This is a genomic window from Desulfovibrio inopinatus DSM 10711 (genome assembly GCF_000429305.1).
Classification (GTDB): Bacteria; Desulfobacterota; Desulfovibrionia; order Desulfovibrionales; family Desulfovibrionaceae; genus Alteridesulfovibrio; species Alteridesulfovibrio inopinatus.
The window spans coordinates 120,923-137,455 of the sequence record NZ_AUBP01000021.1; the positions used below are offsets into that span (position 1 = coordinate 120,923).

Genomic DNA, 16,533 nt, shown 5'->3' on the forward strand with positions numbered 1-16,533 from the left:
GCAGAAAAGACAGACTATAGGCGTATTGGCCTGAATTTCAAAGCAGAATCATACCTTGCCGTTTTTGATGTCCTCGAACGTAGCTTCATCCATATTAAGGTTGCGAAGACGCGATAATTCATCTTCGAGCACAACAAAGCGTTGTCGAGCCTCGTCGAGTTGCTTTTGTCGTGCCGCAGCCTCAAGTTCTTGTGAAGCAGTCCGAAAACGGGCGGCTCCGATTGTTGCAGACATACCTTTGAGAGAATGGGCTTCATCACTTATGGCTTCGAACGCGTTATCTCCAAGGAATCCTCTGACGCGATGCAATTTTTCTCCTGCATCTTCAATGAACATTTCAAAGATTTCGTTGTAAAAATCATATTTTGCACTGAACTTCGAAGAAATCCATTGGGCGTCGAAGATGGTGTCGGTGTGTACCGGCATACTCTCGGCTGTATGGAAAGGGATTTGCCTTGCCGATTTCGGCAAACATTTGGCAATAACTTCGAATAAAACATCGAGATCAAACGGCTTGGAAACGTAGTCATCCATACCTGCTTCGAGGAAGCGTTCCCTATCGCCTTTGACTGCATGGGCCGTCAGCGCAATGATGGGAATGGTTGGATCGAACTGGCCGCTTTGATCGGCACGTATGGCGCGTGTGGTTTCGATACCGTCCAAAACCGGCATGGAAACGTCCATAAGGATCACATCAAATTCGTCTTGACGTAATACATCAAGAGCTTCTTTTCCATTGGGGACTGCGGTCACAGCATGACCTTTGCTCCGAAGGCAATGACTCGCAAATCGTTGGTTGAGCAGATTGTCTTCAGCCAGAAGTATACGCAAAGGAGGGACTGAAGACTGAAGTGAGGCGGCAGATGTCTCGGGTCGTATTGGCATCACATTGTCCGGCGTTTCAAAGGTAACCGTGAAGTAAAATGTCGACCCCACGTCGACAGTACTCTCCAACCAGATACTTCCGTTCATCATTTCGACCAGACGTTTTGAAATCGCCAGGCCGAGTCCTGTTCCACCATATCGTTTGGTTGTGGTGGAGTCTTCCTGGGTAAAACTATCAAAAATCGTCTCGAATTTTTCCGTCGGAATCCCAATGCCAGTATCTTTGACAGAAAAGAGAAGCGTGGCTGCATTCGAACAAGCACTCGTTTTGGGCATAAGCTGGGAAACGTTTATCTCAACTGAGCCTTTTGGCGTGAATTTGAGGGCATTGCCAACAAGGTTGACCAATATTTGGCGCAACCGCCCAAAATCGCCATATACCTGAGTGGGGACATCGGGAGCATAGGTGGCGGTAAGTTCTAAGCCACTTTTTTCTGCAGGAATGCGAAAGACACGCATCGTGGCATCGATGACAGTTCGTGGATCGAATTCTTCCGGTTTCAGTTCCACTTTCCCCGCTTCAATTTTAGAAAAGTCAAGGATATCATTGATAATTTCCAATAACGAGTGTGAAGCTTCACACACGCCCTCAAGCATGGTGCGTTGTTCCGCGTGGAGATTACTTTCAAGAACCATTTTGGTCATGCCCATAATGGCATTCATGGGTGTACGTATCTCGTGGCTCATATTGGCGAGAAAGTTACTCTTGGCGAGACTAATCGATTCCGCTGCTTCTTTGGCTCGGCGAAGTTCGTGTTCCATGCGTTTACGTTCAGTGATATCCTGACCGATAACATAATATATTGTGGTGTCCTCGTTCTCGTGACAGATGGGAATGAGATTTTGCAGCATGGTTTTTGTTTTTGAGCCGACGATATATTCGAATTCGACGGATTCCCCAATGGGAAAAGGGAGTCCTACCAGTGCGGATGGTTTGAACTCGAATGGACAAAAACGTTTCAAGTTGGATTCACGCAGGTTTTCTCTGGATGTTTCGAAAAATTTTGCAGCCTGTCTGTTCGCGTTGAGAAACTGGCCTGTGTTATCAAGCACTGCAATAGGGCTCAGTGTTTCTTCGAACATTGTATCGAGTTCAGCCTTACTCCGTCGCAAATCCCGTTCGGCTTGACGCATATCCGTAATGTTCATGAAGACGGAGAGGCACTGTGGAGGGCAGTTTCCGGCTGTCGAATTGAGTGATTGCACTTTGGCGATGACGCGTCGATCTTTTCGGCTTTTGAAAACGAGTTCACAGGTATGTACCGCATCATGGGAAGCCATGACCGCGTGAAGATGCATGGAAAAAATGATTTGCGAGGCAGGCTCCAGATAGGTGACAAGAGGCTTGTTGTGTAAATACATGCGGTTGACGCCAAGCATATTGGAGCCTGCTAAATTGACGTCAAGAATGACTCCTTTATTATTGAAGGAGAAATACCCAACAGGAGCGAAATCAAAGAGTCGAATATAGCGGTCGCGAGAATGCTCAAGCTGCGTCTGCATGTTGATGAGCTCTTCATTTTGCAGCTCGAGTTCAATTTGGTATACATTCAATTCATGCAAAAGTTCACGAAAATCCTCGGCTTGGGTCGTGGATTCTTCGTTCGGGAGTTTACTCAAAAGTCGTTCGGCCTTCTCTCGGAGTCGGGAGAGGGTTTGTGGTCCGGATCGTTTTTGCGTCATGAGTCCTTTCCCTGCACGTCTTTGGGGGGAGACGTCTGTTCGGCCTGTATGTCTTCTGCTTCAACCATTCCCTGGATCTGAGCCTTGGACTGAGGAGATACGATGGCGATAAGCTCGTTTTCCTGGTCCGTTGGCGTCAATGTCAATGTGACGTCAATAGGACTGCCGTTTTTGTGGCAATGGACACCTCTCTGATTCTTGATACGTTCCCCCTGTCGGGCACGATCCAAAATGGGGGGAAAGGCTTCGCGGGTTTCCGGACTGACGAGTATGGAAACAGTTTCTCCAATGATCTCCCCGGAATTGTATCCATAAAGATGGCTCGCACCGTTGCTCCACGAACTGATAGTTCCCTCGCTTGACAGAAAGAAAACGACTTCGTCCGATGATTGGACAATAGAGAAGAGAAGCTCACGATAGGATTTGTTTCGGACGTGACTGGTAATATCTTCGAAGGAGACGACGGCGCCACCTATTGAACCGGAAGGACCAATCAAAGGCGATGCATTGACCGAAAGAGCGCGTTGCTCTCCGCTTGAGGATTGGGCAGAAAGTATGACGTCATACTGTGCCTGGCCCGTCATAATTGCCTTGCGGTGAGGAAGCTGATCGTTTGACTCGTTGCCGGAATCATACCGATGAAGACGCAGGGGCGATTCATCCAAGGTCTTGCCTATGGCTGTATTGCGATCAATATGAAAAAGATGTTCAAAATGAGTGTTGGCGAATACGATTCGATCTTCCCCATCAATCATCGCCAGGGCGATTGGCGATGTGTCAGCGATTCCGCGAACCAATCGGTGTTCATTTCGTAGTGCTTCTTGGGTGCGCTCCTGTTCAGTGATATCCTGAGAAACCTTGAGGTATGAAACTTTGTCTGAAGAGTCCTCGCTGATTTCAATGATCGTTGCCTCTTCAATATAAGGCTTCCCATCCTTCTTCTTATTATGAAACCTTCCTTTCCAGAGCCCTTGTTCTTGTAATTGCTGCCATAATTGTTCGTAATAATTCTCATGGGCTTCTTGAGAGCGAAAAAGTCTAATATTTTGGCCGAGAAGTTCGTCCTCAGTATACCCCGTCATTCGAGTGACGCCAGCATTGGCAAACTCGATGTCGCCATTGCCATCTGTAATAATGACAGCGGTAGGACTTTCCTCGACGGCTACTGAAAACTTTTGCAATTTCAATGATGTCTTTTTAAACTCAGTGATGTCGATAAAAGTAATAATGACGCCTTTGATGACATTGTCCATAGTCATGTATGGCAAAATACGCAAGGCGAGCCATTTCCCATTGGCTGTGGAAACTTCTCGTGTAATGGGGACGAGGTGGTCTAATACAGTATGAGCATCTTTTTCCAGTTCATTATACTTAATATTAAACGAAATATGTCCTATTGGTCGGCCTATATCGAAGTCCATGAGATTGATGACATCTTTGACAGCCGGTGTGAATTTGCGGACATAAAGATTGCGGTCAAGGAAAATGACACCGAAATTGGTACTCGACAACAGGTTATTCATGTCGTTGTTGAGCTCGGTGAGCTCATGGATTTTGTTTTGATACTCGGAATTGACAGTAATAAGCTCTTCGTTGACGGATTGAAGTTCCTCATTGGTGCTCTGCAGCTCTTCGTTCGCTGAAAGGAGTTCTTCGTTCGTCGCGTGAAGTTCTTCGTTGGTTGTTTCTACTTCTTCAATAGTAGCTTGGAGATTTTCTTTATTGTATTGCAGCTCTTGTTCAAGGTCATGAATGCGTTCTGTGGCTTTGGCATCAAGATCGAAACACTCATGCTGCTGTGCACTCTGGGTGGAAACTGCCGAGTGTTTCTCAAACAGAACCAGGATGATACGTTGTCCGGTGTGACGGTCCTGATAGGGAAGAATGACGAGATCAAGAAGACTCGTATCGTCGTCTTCGTCCTTGAGTGGAATGTCTCGATACGCAATCTCGCTATTTTCCCGTAAGGACTTGTTGATGCCTGTTTCGACGGCAATGGCAAGTTCTTTTCGAATGAGATGTCTCATGTTCAGGCTTGCTTTGCCTGGTCGGATTTGGACGAACGGGGATACATCCCCTATGAAGTGGATAACGTCGCGATTCTGGTTAATGACGATGGCCGGAGGGACATATCGCGATATGAGGTCTTGGAGGATTTCAGGCGAAGAGCATATTGGGTTGACGCTCTCTGACTGTCTATCGGGCAGTGTAAGCGTTGGACGCGACAGTTTTTGATGGATGACTGGACCCGTAGATATCGTACGGGTATCCAGTGGAAGTTGCCGTCCAGTCGAACGATAAATTTTCCATCTCGCATCGACTAAGGTAAACAGATGACTGAATTTTCCGACGGTTTCGCTGGCCCCAAGCAGGAGAAATCCCCCTTCATTGAGGGCAAAACTGAAGAGAGAGAAGACTCGTTCTTGCAAAACGGGCTGAAAGTAAATGAGTAAATTTCGGCAACTGAGCAAGTCTATCTTATTAAATGGAGGATCGCGGAAAATATTTTGACTCGCGAAGATGACCATTTCCCGAATACGCTTTTGAACGGCGTAGCCACCTCTTTGTTTGAGAAAGTATTTTGAAAGACGTTTATGGTTCATATCTGCACTAATGCTTTCGGGATAAAAACCATTACTGGCGAATTCGAGAGCGTTTTTGTCTATGTCCGTGGCGAATATCTTGATTTCTTTATTGAACTTTCCTGCTTCGTTGAATTCGTGGAACAAGATGGCCAACGAGTAGGCTTCTTCGCCCGTTGAGCAACCACAAACCCAGACACGTAACGTGCGTTTTTCATTTTTAAAAAGCTCCGGCAGAACCGTTTCTTGTAACGCTTTGAATACGTTGGAATCCCGAAAGAAACTCGTCACTCCGATAAGCAGTTCTCGATAGAGAGCGTGAACCTCTTCTTCATTTTGGTAGAGTAACGTGATGTAGGTATCGAGCGAGTCGATCTGATTAATGCCCATGCGGCGCTGGATGCGCCGAAAGACCGTGGATGGTTTGTAGTGCGTGAAGTCGACGCCATGTGCATTTTTGATGATGGTAAAAAGTGGACCGAGGCGATCATGTTCTGAGGATTTGTCAACACCATTGTCGACCTGCCGCTTCATAATGGGATTGTTGATGTAATGGACAAGAGCAACAGGCATTTCCTCTGGAGCAAGGATAAAATCGGCGGTTCCGGTCGCGACGGCACTTTGTGGCATGCCATCGAATTTCGCTGAAAGTGGTTCTTGCACCATGATCAGGCCGTTGGACTCTTTGATCGTCCGTATCCCTCGAGCTCCATCGCTTCCCGTTCCCGACAAAATAATGCCAATTGCGTGTTCCTTGCTATTATCGGCGAGAGAGTGAAAAAACGTGTCGATAGGGTAGTTGGGAACGACTCGTGTATCTTTTTCTGCGAGGTGCAAGTGGGCATTCGTGACGGTCATAATTTTGCCCGGCGGAATGAGTGTGATGGTATTCGCTTCGAGGGGCATACCTTCTTCAGCTTGGCGAACCTTCATTTGTGTATGTTTCGATAAGAGTTCCACCATGAGGCTTTTATGGTCGGGCGAGAGGTGTTGAACAACAACGAAACATATCCCTGAATCTGAGGGCATTTTTTTAAAAAATGATTCCAATGCTTCAAACCCTCCGGCTGAAGCCCCAATACCAACAACAGGTAAAGGCGTTTCCTCGGATGATTCAGGGGGGGCAATGTGAGCATCTTCAGTTTCTGAAGCATTGGGAGATTCGGAATCAGTGTCGGTCATAGCTCCAAGTCCTTGCGGCTCGGCTCGAGAATTCTGGAAGATTGAGGTGCACCGGCTATGATCATAGCCGGAGACCGCGTTGAAGATGTTGCATAATTACCTCATCATGCCCATACTGGCAATTGGCGGTTATGGGGCTCATGACAATGCGTCGCGGAGGCCTGGAGCGTGTGGAAATCACAACGTATTCAGCAAGAAAAGGAGTCTGGTCACATGCAACCCACATTTTCTGTCGATTCTGATCCTTATGAAACAGAGTCGACCCAAGATACGCGCCGGTGGTGTCGCTGGCCTGTTTGGGTGGCAACATTGGGGGCTGTTGGGCGCATTCGTTTTGCCCCAGGCACATGGGGATCGTTAAGCGCTGCGATTGTCGGGTACGGTCTCTTTTTTCCGTTTTCCGTCTGGTTACGGCTGGGAATATTGATTGCACTCTTTTTTTTCGGCGCATGGTGTGCCGAGCGCGCTGAGAAACAATTCGGTCGAAAAGATCCGCGAGAAGTTGTTGTGGATGAAGTTCTTGGACAATGGATTGCGTTTCTTCCGGTGGGGTGGCCGTCTACGACTGATGTCTTTGTTGGTTTTGTGTTGTTTCGGTTTTTCGATATCCTGAAACCACCACCGATCCGGATGTCTGAAACGTGGTTGCCCGGCGGATACGGTGTCATGATTGATGATGCTCTTGCCGGTGTATATGCTGGGGTTGGTTTGTGGTGTTGGCAACTTACATTGTGAGAACAAGGCGAGGATGATTTTTTCTCGTGTTGTATTGACAATTTTCCCTCCCGAGTTATTTATGCTTCGTTAAAATTCATTCAGGAGGAACACATATGGTCATAGACCTCAGTCCGTTGTATGGCTCATCAAGTCCTTTCGACAGGCTGTTTGAATCCTTTTGGAGTCCCTTAAGCATATCGCAACGTGGCATGTCGTACCCGCCGCTCAACATTAGCGAAGACCAGGCTTCCATCATTGTCCGCTGTGAGATTCCAGGTATGGATATGAGCGAAATCGATTTGACGCTGACGGAAGGGAGTCTCGTCATCAAGGGGGAACGCAAGAGCCCTAAAGGAAAGTATTTTCGTCAAGAACGTCCTACCGGCTTTTTTCAACGTATCGTCAACATTAAAGCGCCAATAGATCGCAATGCGGTCAAGGCGTCCTTGCGTGATGGTTTGCTTGAGATCGTTTTGCCCAAGGCAGAAGAAACTTTCCCCAAGAAAATCCAAATATCCGCCAGTTGATGGGAGTTGGAGGTCGAGCATGAGTCAGACGAAGAAAGATGATAAAGCGGTCGGCCGTTTCAGTCCTGCGACCGATATTGTTGAAATGGAAGATGGATTTTATATTTACATGGATTTACCCGGTGTGACTCGAGAGAATCTGCTTATTGACCTTGATGGAGATGAGGTCAAAGTGACAGGGAAAGCAGAATATCCCGCTCCTGAAGGGGAGAAACTTGGTCATGTCGAATTTGGCAGTGGTGAATACGTGCGTTCGTTTACCGTTTCACAAGTCGTGGATAAAGAACGTATCAAAGCGCAACTCCAAAATGGTGTCCTTGAGCTCCATCTCCCCAAAGCCGAAGCAGCTAAACCGAGAAAAATTGAAATACAGGCGGGATAACCGCAAAAGCATACAAAAAAGCCCGGAGAGCCCGGGCTTTTTTTTTTGACATTAATGCAGACATACGATGGGGAGTGGTTTGCATCGTCATTCAGTTTGGTCTAAGACGACGTACAATACGAACCTAATTTTCGAGGTGCTCCCCATGAAGATGCAACACGTTCGAACCAAAGCAAAATTGCTCAGTGTCAAGATCCCATTTGGCGCAACGAAAGTCGAGGCGATTCGGGCTATTCAACGAGCCGAAGGCTATGAAGATTGTTGTGGTCGCAAAGATCCTGAACTCTGCGAGAGTGCTGCTCAATGCTGCTTTCGACTTGCATGCGCTGGTGCGCAACAGCGTTGATTCAACTTTGCTGCTAAGAGTCTCCACATTCGGCCCTGCCGGATATTCTGAGAATCATATCGTAGCAGGGCCGGTGCGAAAATAGCGTCTGATCCGAAAAAGATCAGAGCATCGCGTTAAACGCGTTATGATTCGTCTGCGGTCGGCAGTTCGCAGTTGGTATTGACTGTCGAACCCTCTCCGGCCAGCGGTCTGAAACATTTTTTGGTGCCACCGCAAATCGGGCAGCGCCACGTATCGGGCAAATCTGCAAATGCGGTCCCTTTGGGGATTTTTCCCTTTCTGTCCCCCTTGTCAGGGTCATAAATATATCCACAATTCACCGTTTGGCATTGGTACATATCTTCAGGCCTGGCCACCTTGGCTGCTCCTTGGTTGATGTGTCGTACAAACATTGTGAAGACAATGTTATTCGGGGGACAAGTTCGTCCCGTCCTTCAATCGTCACTCTTGGGGTTGAATAATACTATACGTTAAAAATACGTGTGGGTTCAACCTGTTTGCAGCGCCATTTCTTCCTTGTGTTGGCTTTACTTTCCTTTCCAAGGCTGACAATGTCCCGGCCGAACAAAAACAGGACGTGCCCTCGTTAAGATTGGGCCCTGTTCGATTCCATTTAACGGTCTTTTGATGAGGTGACTATGCAGCTGAAGCAGGCATTTTTTGCGTCTCCCGGTCCACAAACGAAACGGGACGCCCTTGTCCTTGCCATCAAAGGCGTGTGTATGGGCGTTGCCGATATCATTCCCGGTGTATCTGGTGGAACCATAGCATTTATTACTGGAATCTATGAAGATCTTATCGCCGCAATCAAATCGTTTGATTTGACGTTCTTTAAACGAGTGCTCACGTTGCAATTCGCAAGCGCGTTGAGCGAGGTGCACCTTCGATTTCTCGTTTCATTGCTTTGCGGCATTGGAATTGCCGTGGTGGCGATGTCGCGCGTCATGCACTACCTTATGCAGGCATATCCAGTAGCCGTATGGTCCTTTTTCTTCGGACTGATCGGCGCGTCTATTGTCGTTGTCGGTGGGAAAATCGGGAAGTTGGATGTTGTCCGGCTTCTTGCATTGCTCATCGGTGCCGTGGCCGGCTTTATCATTGTGGGGATGATACCTGTTTATACGCCGGAAACTCTCGGCTTCATTTTTTTCAGCGGGGCCTTAGCCATTTGTGCCATGATTCTCCCTGGCATCAGCGGGGCCTTTATATTGCTTCTCCTCGGCAAATACGAATTCATTACCGGCGCTTTAAAACATCCTTTCAACGGCGAGAATGGACTTATTATACTCGTGTTCGTGGCCGGGTGTGTTCTGGGGATCATGGGATTTTCCCGTTTGCTCAACTATTTTCTCAAGCATCATCATAGCGCGACACTGGCCGTTCTCACCGGATTTATGATCGGATCATTACGTAAGATTTGGCCGTTTAAAGAAGTTTTGGAGACCACAGTTATCCGTAACAAAGTCTATGTCTTGCGAGAACAGAATATTTTGCCAGGGAGCATGGAAGATGCGCTGATGGCAGCGGGCCTGATTGTGGTTGGGTTCTGTGCCGTGTATTTTTTGGAGCGTCGTATGGCAAAACCGGGCAATGCAATATGAATGTAAAGAAGGGCGTTCCTTCTCCTTTGGCGCCTGAGCAGTCGATTGGAACATACCTCGACTGTTCAGGTATGCATAAAAAAATCACTAGAGCGTGACGATTTCGACAGAGTTTTTTTCGACAAATGGTTGAAGTTGTTGTGTTATTTCATCAGTGTATCCGAACGAAGTTACAATAATCGCTTGGCAAGTGACGCTATCGAGAATTTCAGGTGGCGAGATAACGTGTCCATTGAGGAGTTTACCGTGTTTTTGAGGGGTATTGTCGGCCAGGGCGACGATATCGAACGTTTGAGCCGTTTTAATGGCTGAAAGAACAATTTCGCACGTTTCCGATGCTCCGAACAGTACGACTTTCGTAATGTCTCGTTCGCGAAGGGACGAGAGTTTTTTGAGGACAATCTCTTTCAGAGCAGAATACATTTGTACGGTTTCAGAGGAATATACCGAAAACATTTGACGTCGTTTTTTCTCTCCCTGCGGAGTCAAAATATAACGATAGCTCTTGCCGTTGATTCGTTCGTAATGGATAAGATTTTTGGTTTGCAATTCTTTGAGATATTGATTGATCATCGCTGAAGAGAGACTTGTCTTCTTTCCTATTTCCTGTTGGCTTAAATTCTCTCCGTCGGCCAGTGAATCGAGAATACTGAGAATCCTGGCTTCCTTGCTCGGTCGATAGAAGGTCTTGTTATTGAGAAGGTTGGCGGTCATATTCGTGTGTTCGCTTGCCTCTGAATGATGACGGATGAAAATGGGTACACCTACATTGCCTTGAGAACTCTACGTGCCTCAATACAATCTGGCAAGATGGAGTTGTGCCGTAAAGTTCTTTGTAACAGGCTGAAAAAAATATTTTTTATAAAATCGATTTGTCGAGTCGTGTTCATTTGATACGTTATTATATAATTTGTAGTATGCGCAGCTGTTTTGTGAGGCCAAAAGAGCATTGTGTTTCCAAGTTGTGTCTGCCATGATAATTGGCCGGATATACGGTATCGGGCCGTGCCTGTACTCCAAACGAGACAAGGAACCATTTCGGACATGAGCACTCCTCTTCTTGAAATTCGTGGTTTGACGAAATCTTTTCAAGGTCAGACCGTCCTGCGTGACGTCAGCTTCTCTGTATGTGAAGGCACCATTACGGCGCTTATCGGAAAAAGCGGAGAAGGAAAAAGTGTTCTGCTCAAACACATCGTGAAGCTTATGCGTCCCGATGCCGGTGAGATTTTGTATAAAGGGCGGAACATCGCAACGATGAAAGGGCAGGAGTTGTCGCTTTTTCGAAAGAAATGCAGCTTTATGTTTCAAGGTATGGCCTTGTTCGATTCCATGACCGTGTTTGAGAATATTGCCTTGCCTCTTCGAGAGCGTACAAAAATGTCCTCGACATCAATTGCCCATCGTGTTGATCAAGTGATGAAAGAGTTGGAATTAGGGGCCGTCGGCGCCAAATATCCCTCACAAATTTCCGGAGGTATGCAAAAACGTGTCGCTTTGGCGCGTGCTTTGATTACAGAACCGGAGATTGTCTTGTTTGATGAACCGACAACCGGACTGGATCCCATCCGCAAGGCCTCCGTATATCGTCTCATTCTTGAGTCACGACGTCGTTTTTCGTTTACAGCTATTGTCGTGAGCCACGATATTCCGGATGTGTTTTCCGTGTGCGAAGATATTGTCATGCTGGACGGTGGGCGAATTGTCTATACTGGCTCATCAACGGACATTGTTCATGATTCCAACCCGACGATCCAGCTCTTTATCAACAGTCACGGTCCGCTTCGAGAAAGCGACCTTGAGCTTGCCACAATATAATCTTTTTGTACCTACCGGAGACACAACAGACTCTCCGTCTTCACGGCCTTTTGCTGACAGTGCGGATGCGTGTCTCAATATGGGGACGCAGAGTGCTTTGGGCTGGACTCTTTGTTTGCTTTTGAACGTTTTGTGCAGCGGAAGAGCGAGGTGTGGCGGTGGTGAGTGCACGAACATCGTTTTCTTCATGAACTAAACGCGTGAGAACGGCGGATTGGGTGGCCGAGCTTCCGTGCGTAATGCGTTCTTTTCGTTCTTTGTAGACGGACGACAACAAGGCAGCGTCGGTATATGTGCTTTGAGTTCGGCGTGTTTGGGATAATGCCGATGCGAAAATATCGCTTGCACCGGCTGCTCCGTGTTGCACGCTTGTGCTGAAAAAGGCTTCGCGGATGGCCGGAGACTGGGCTTCAATGTCGAATCCGGTACGTTGCAACAGCACATTGTGGGCCGGCAGGTAATAGCTATCCATGATGAAGTCGTGCTGCAGATTGTCGAACCGAGCACCATGACGCTTGGCCAATGCACGCCATACCGTCGGAAGCTGCCCCGTGCGACTTCCGGTGTTGAATGGTCCGGCCGTGGACAACTGTTCGGCCCAATCCGGGGCACGCGTTTGGGCGTAGTGCAGAAAATGGCGTAAGGAACCGGGACGGGACGCAATTTGGTATCGGCCGTAACTTGTACCACCGGCCGGATCATAGCCGATTGCCTGACTTCCAGCCGATCCGGATTCATATCGGGCGGAAATTTGTCCTATGGCATTGTTTTTGAGGTTCGCGGTCTCCTGTGGAGCATGGTGCACGGAGGCGTTGGGCTTTGGAGCAGTGCGGTGGACAACAACGACGGGCCGACCTCCTCGAATCTCCATAATTTTTTGCGCGAACACCACGGAAACTGACAGCATATTGATGCCCCACCATATCAGGGCGAACATGACGAACTGTACGAGTGGTTCAGCAACTCGAATGCGATATGACCTGTTTGTCAGTGGACGTTTTTGCATGTAGCCTGTCCTTGCCTCCATTTCTATCTATGCAATGACGATCCTCTTGGAGAGATGTCAAATACATGTCGACAATACAGGCCATATCCAAAAAAGATGCCATGTTGCGTTTTCGATCCCTTGTTCATGGACTGTTCAAAGGACATGTGCTTGTTGTTCTTGCAGGTTTTTTGATTACGATCAGTGTGGTCGGGCTTTATGTCATGCATCCGAGCTGGCTCTCGTTCGTTGACTTGAAGATATACGATATTATGCATGGCCAAGGGAAACCCGATCATAGTACGGCAATTCCCGTCATTGTGGATATCGATGAAAAAAGTTTGGCGCTCTATGGCCAATGGCCGTGGCCACGCTATCGAATAGCATTGCTGTTGAGTGCTCTGGAACAAGCCGGTGCAGCGGAGGTTGGCGTAGATATTCTCTTTGCCGAAACTGACCGCACATCGCCGGCCGAGTTGCGCCGACAACTTCGCAAGGATCTTGATGTTTCCATTGAGTTTCAAGGTTTGCCTGCAGCTTTGGAAGATAATGATCTTGTACTCGCCAATACACTGCGTGATGGCCGGTTTAATCTGGGCTATTACTTCATGTTTGATCATGATTTTTCTTTGGGGAATCAAATTCAATCCACAGATTGTTCGTTGCCTGTCTTGAAAATGGCGACCATGATGTCACCTGATGCCGTGCCTCTGGCTTATTCCTTGCGAGCGGCGCACGGGGCGGTGTGTCCTTTGCCCGTTTTGCTCAATGCCGTCCATTCCGCCGGCTTTTTTAATTCCATGGCCGATGCCGATAATATTTTGCGGCGTGCACCGTTGCTTTTGCTGTATGAAGGGAAGGTGTATCCTTCATTGGCCCTGTCGACAGTCATGTCGGCATGCGGTGTGAAAAATGCCGTACTCAAATTGACAGCCGGAGGAGCCGAAACGCTTTCGTTGTCCAGTCCATCGTTGAGCCGTCGCGAGATTCCGATGGACGGTCGCGGAAATATGCTGTTGCTTTTTCGTGGTCCCTCCAGGACGTTCACGACCATTAGTGCCGCCGACATTCTTGATCGTAGCTATGATCCCGAAAAACTTCGTGGACATATTGTTTATGTAGGGACATCGGCTGCAGGGCTCAGAGACCTTCGAGCCACCCCGGTGGATTCCCGTATGCCTGGCGTTGAAATTCATGCCACAGTCACGGATATGATTTTGGCGGGAGATTTTATTCGGCGTCCTGATTGGGCACCGGGGCTGGAAGTTGTCACGATTGTGTGCGTGGGCTTGTTCTCAGCTGTGCTCATTACCTGGACGCGCGCGGTCGTTTTAATTCTCCCGTTTCTCGCGTTATCCGTAGGCATGTGGTTCGGCGCCACGTGGATTTTCAATAAGGAACAGTTTTTTCTTTCGCCCTTGTACCCGTATATCGTTCTCGCCGGCAATTTCATGGCGTTGACCTTCATGAAATTCTGGCGTGAAGAACAACAAAAACGGTATATTCATTCTGCCTTTTCGCAATATCTTTCTCCAGCTGTTATCGAAGAAATTATGGCTTCGCCGGAGAAGTTGACCCTGTCTGGTGAGGAAAAAGAGATCAGTATTCTATTTTCCGATGTTCGCGGGTTCACGTCCATTTCCGAACGCCTTACCCCGACACGCGTGGTGGACTTGCTTCAAGCGTATTTTACCCCCATGACCCGCATTATTACATCGAGTTCCGGAACAATCGATAAGTTTATCGGTGATGCCATTATGGCGTTTTGGAATGCTCCTTTAGATATTCCTGATCATCCACGCCGCGCCGTGACAGCGGCTATGGCCATGGTGTCCCAACTGGAGGAACTCAATAAAGGGTTTGTAGAACGTTTTGATGGGGTGACCATTGATATCGGTATCGGCCTGCATCGCGGAATGGCTCGCGTCGGCAACTTTGGATCGGCCGACTTATTTGATTACACACTTATTGGAGATAACGTAAACCTGTGTTCTCGACTGGAAGGATTGACAAAATATTATGGACTGAAAATTCTTGTTTCCGAGAGCATGATTCTTGACGATGAGAACATTGTTTTTCTGCATATTGATCGGGTTCGAGTGAAGGGGAAGGAAGAGGCGGTGGATATTTATACCGTGATGAACACGGAAGAAGCCCGGTTACGACATGATGAACTCGTGCGCTGGAATGCAGCCTGGGAAGATTACAGGCAGGGAGACTTCGAATCTGCGTTACGCAGCTTCAAAAAACTGTTTGAAGAGTTCGAGGCGAAACTGTACGAGGTGTTTCTCAACAGGACAACTTTTTATTGTGATAATCGTCCGACAAACTGGGATGGCGTCTACTCTCATGTCACAAAATAGCCGTTTGCCGCAGACAACGCCATCATCTGGATTTTTATATGCAAAATGATACCATCGCCGCGATAGCAACTGCCCCCGGACGGGGCGGCGTTGGCATTGTCCGTTTAAGTGGCCCTGAAGCTCGTTCCTTTGTGGAGCGTCTTTTTCGTTCTTCTCGCCCTGATTTTACTACGTTGAAGCCGTATCGACTGCACCATGGTCACGTCTATGATCTTTCGGGAGCATGCATTGACGAGGTCATGGCGGCATTCATGCCCGGACCGGGGTCATATACCGGAGAAGATGTGGTTGAAATCAGTTGTCATGGAAGCCCGTTAGTGGTGAGAACGCTTTTAGATGCGGTCTTGTCCGCCGGGGCGCGACCTGCCACGGCCGGAGAATTTACCAAACGAGCATTCATGAATGGTAAAATGGACCTGTCGCAGGCCGAGGCCGTGATTGAGCTGATTGATGCCGAGAGTACGACCGGTATACAAACCGCTTTGGCCGGTCTGCAGGGGAGAATGGGCGAGGTTGTTGCCAGTCTCCGATCACGATTGGAGCATTTGCGGATGGCGGTATGTCTCGCCGTGGATTTTCCCGAAGAAGATGTGGAATGCTTGCCGTTGGAAGAATTCGACGAGTCGATAGCGCAAGTGATGGCTGAAATTGAAGATTTGATTGAGAATTATCAACGAAGTGCGCCATGGCGGGAAGGCGTGCTGGCTGTTTTGACCGGACGGGTTAATGCTGGCAAGTCGAGTTTACTCAACGCCATTCTTGGTCGTTCACGGGCTATTGTCACCGATATTCCCGGTACGACGCGCGACTTTCTGGAAGAACGTATCGATTTGGGCGGGTTGCCGGTGAATCTTGTCGATACGGCTGGCCTGCGTGAAACCGATGACGTGGTTGAACGACTTGGGCTGGATCGAAGTCTTGACTTGCTCAAACAGGCAGACCTTGTGCTTGTTGTTATTGATGCGTCGGCTTCGACACTCGACGAGGTCGAATTGGTGCTGGATGATGTGATGGGCCGTGTTGCGGCGGATACGGCACTCGTTGTCCTGAACAAATCCGACATTGCTGAAGAGATTGACCGCTTTCAGCGATTCGTATTGTCTCGCGGTGTGCAGTGGGTATGCGTATCGGCCAAAACAGGAGAAGGACTGCCTGATTTTCTTGACACAATGCGAACTCGATTAGTCGGGCATGTTCCGCGACCGGGCCGCGACGCACCAACGCCGAATACACGTGAAAAAAATGCTTTGATGCGTGCTCTTGAAGAGTTAGCCGGTTTAAGGAAAGATATAGCCGCGCAGACCCCGTACGATCTGCTCGGTGTTCGTTTGGAAACCGCACAATCAAGGCTGTCGGAGATAACTGGTGAAATGGCGTCCGAAGATGTGATCAATGCGGTGTTCGAACGTTTTTGCATAGGAAAATAATAGCAAATTGGCTGCTTCAACGGCGGCCGAGA

The 16,533-nt window shown here is 48.2% G+C and carries 13 protein-coding genes; 8 read left to right on the top strand and 5 right to left on the bottom strand.

The features are described from left to right. Positions 1-48: 48 nt before the first annotated feature. Positions 49-2,568, bottom strand: coding sequence for an ATP-binding protein (locus G451_RS29440; RefSeq protein ID WP_051261493.1), 2,520 nt, complete (start codon positions 2,566-2,568; stop codon positions 49-51). Further along, complete coding sequence (locus G451_RS29445; RefSeq protein ID WP_051261494.1) at positions 2,565-6,332, bottom strand: chemotaxis protein CheB; 3,768 nt, start codon at positions 6,330-6,332, stop codon at positions 2,565-2,567. The genes G451_RS29440 and G451_RS29445 overlap by 4 nt, the downstream gene beginning before the upstream one ends. A gap of 213 nt (positions 6,333-6,545) precedes the next feature. Here G451_RS29445 and G451_RS0113640 point away from each other — a divergent pair, with 213 nt between their 5' ends. From G451_RS0113640 to G451_RS0113655, 4 genes are all read left to right on the top strand, one after another. Then, positions 6,546-7,067, top strand: coding sequence for a phosphatidylglycerophosphatase A family protein (locus tag G451_RS0113640; RefSeq protein WP_084448575.1), 522 nt, complete (start codon positions 6,546-6,548; stop codon positions 7,065-7,067). Positions 7,068-7,162: 95 nt separating this feature from the next. Continuing rightward, positions 7,163-7,576: an Hsp20/alpha crystallin family protein gene (locus G451_RS0113645; RefSeq protein WP_027184692.1), complete on the top strand. Its 414-nt coding sequence runs from the start codon at positions 7,163-7,165 to the stop codon at positions 7,574-7,576. A gap of 19 nt (positions 7,577-7,595) precedes the next feature. Then, entirely contained in the window at positions 7,596-7,958 is a 363-nt protein-coding gene (locus G451_RS0113650) for an Hsp20/alpha crystallin family protein (RefSeq protein WP_027184693.1), read from the top strand. Positions 7,959-8,103: 145 nt separating this feature from the next. Further along, positions 8,104-8,304 (top strand): hypothetical protein, encoded by a 201-nt coding sequence (locus tag G451_RS0113655; protein WP_027184694.1) that lies wholly within the window; start codon positions 8,104-8,106, stop codon positions 8,302-8,304. Positions 8,305-8,429: 125 nt separating this feature from the next. Here the strand turns inward: G451_RS0113655 and G451_RS0113660 are convergent, their stop codons facing one another. Further along, a complete protein-coding gene (locus tag G451_RS0113660; RefSeq protein ID WP_027184695.1) occupies positions 8,430-8,663 on the bottom strand; it encodes a rubredoxin in 234 nt (77 codons plus the stop codon). A gap of 282 nt (positions 8,664-8,945) precedes the next feature. Between G451_RS0113660 and G451_RS0113665 the strand changes: the two genes are divergently transcribed. Beyond that, the gene (locus G451_RS0113665; RefSeq protein ID WP_027184696.1) at positions 8,946-9,908 is read left to right on the top strand and encodes a DUF368 domain-containing protein; all 963 of its coding nucleotides are present in this window, start codon (positions 8,946-8,948) and stop codon (positions 9,906-9,908) included. 87 nt (positions 9,909-9,995) lie between these two features. Here G451_RS0113665 and G451_RS0113670 read toward each other — a convergent pair whose 3' ends face one another. Further along, the gene (locus G451_RS0113670; protein WP_027184697.1) at positions 9,996-10,622 is read right to left on the bottom strand and encodes a winged helix-turn-helix domain-containing protein; all 627 of its coding nucleotides are present in this window, start codon (positions 10,620-10,622) and stop codon (positions 9,996-9,998) included. Positions 10,623-10,952: 330 nt separating this feature from the next. Here G451_RS0113670 and G451_RS0113680 point away from each other — a divergent pair, with 330 nt between their 5' ends. Further along, positions 10,953-11,726 carry an ABC transporter ATP-binding protein gene (locus G451_RS0113680; protein ID WP_027184699.1) on the top strand — a complete coding sequence of 258 codons (774 nt, stop codon included), beginning with the start codon at positions 10,953-10,955 and terminating at the stop codon, positions 11,724-11,726. A gap of 40 nt (positions 11,727-11,766) precedes the next feature. Here G451_RS0113680 and G451_RS32835 read toward each other — a convergent pair whose 3' ends face one another. Then, positions 11,767-12,732, bottom strand: a complete 966-nt coding sequence (locus G451_RS32835; RefSeq protein WP_051261495.1) for a VgrG-related protein — start codon at positions 12,730-12,732, stop codon at positions 11,767-11,769. Between the two features lie 65 nt (positions 12,733-12,797). On the opposite strand from G451_RS32835, the gene G451_RS0113690 reads away from it, so the two are divergent. Further along, positions 12,798-15,074, top strand: a complete 2,277-nt coding sequence (locus G451_RS0113690) for a CHASE2 domain-containing protein (protein ID WP_051261496.1) — start codon at positions 12,798-12,800, stop codon at positions 15,072-15,074. A gap of 38 nt (positions 15,075-15,112) precedes the next feature. After that, positions 15,113-16,501 (top strand): tRNA uridine-5-carboxymethylaminomethyl(34) synthesis GTPase MnmE, encoded by a 1,389-nt coding sequence (gene mnmE, locus G451_RS0113695; protein ID WP_027184701.1) that lies wholly within the window; start codon positions 15,113-15,115, stop codon positions 16,499-16,501. Positions 16,502-16,533: the final 32 nt, after the last annotated feature.

Excerpts from the sequence above, each read along its gene's own strand:
- G451_RS29445 (WP_051261494.1), bottom strand. The coding sequence starts at position 6,332 with ATGACCGACACTGATTCCGAATCTCCCAATGCTTCAGAAACTGAAGAT.
- mnmE (WP_027184701.1), top strand. The coding sequence starts at position 15,113 with ATGCAAAATGATACCATCGCCGCGATAGCAACTGCCCCCGGACGGGGC.
- G451_RS0113650 (WP_027184693.1), top strand. The coding sequence starts at position 7,596 with ATGAGTCAGACGAAGAAAGATGATAAAGCGGTCGGCCGTTTCAGTCCT.
- G451_RS0113670 (WP_027184697.1), bottom strand. The coding sequence starts at position 10,622 with ATGACCGCCAACCTTCTCAATAACAAGACCTTCTATCGACCGAGCAAG.
- G451_RS0113640 (WP_084448575.1), top strand. The coding sequence starts at position 6,546 with ATGCAACCCACATTTTCTGTCGATTCTGATCCTTATGAAACAGAGTCG.
- G451_RS0113680 (WP_027184699.1), top strand. The coding sequence starts at position 10,953 with ATGAGCACTCCTCTTCTTGAAATTCGTGGTTTGACGAAATCTTTTCAA.
- G451_RS32835 (WP_051261495.1), bottom strand. The coding sequence starts at position 12,732 with ATGCAAAAACGTCCACTGACAAACAGGTCATATCGCATTCGAGTTGCT.
- G451_RS0113655 (WP_027184694.1), top strand. The coding sequence starts at position 8,104 with ATGAAGATGCAACACGTTCGAACCAAAGCAAAATTGCTCAGTGTCAAG.
- G451_RS0113645 (WP_027184692.1), top strand. The coding sequence starts at position 7,163 with ATGGTCATAGACCTCAGTCCGTTGTATGGCTCATCAAGTCCTTTCGAC.
- G451_RS29440 (WP_051261493.1), bottom strand. The coding sequence starts at position 2,568 with ATGACGCAAAAACGATCCGGACCACAAACCCTCTCCCGACTCCGAGAG.
- G451_RS0113665 (WP_027184696.1), top strand. The coding sequence starts at position 8,946 with ATGCAGCTGAAGCAGGCATTTTTTGCGTCTCCCGGTCCACAAACGAAA.
- G451_RS0113690 (WP_051261496.1), top strand. The coding sequence starts at position 12,798 with ATGTCGACAATACAGGCCATATCCAAAAAAGATGCCATGTTGCGTTTT.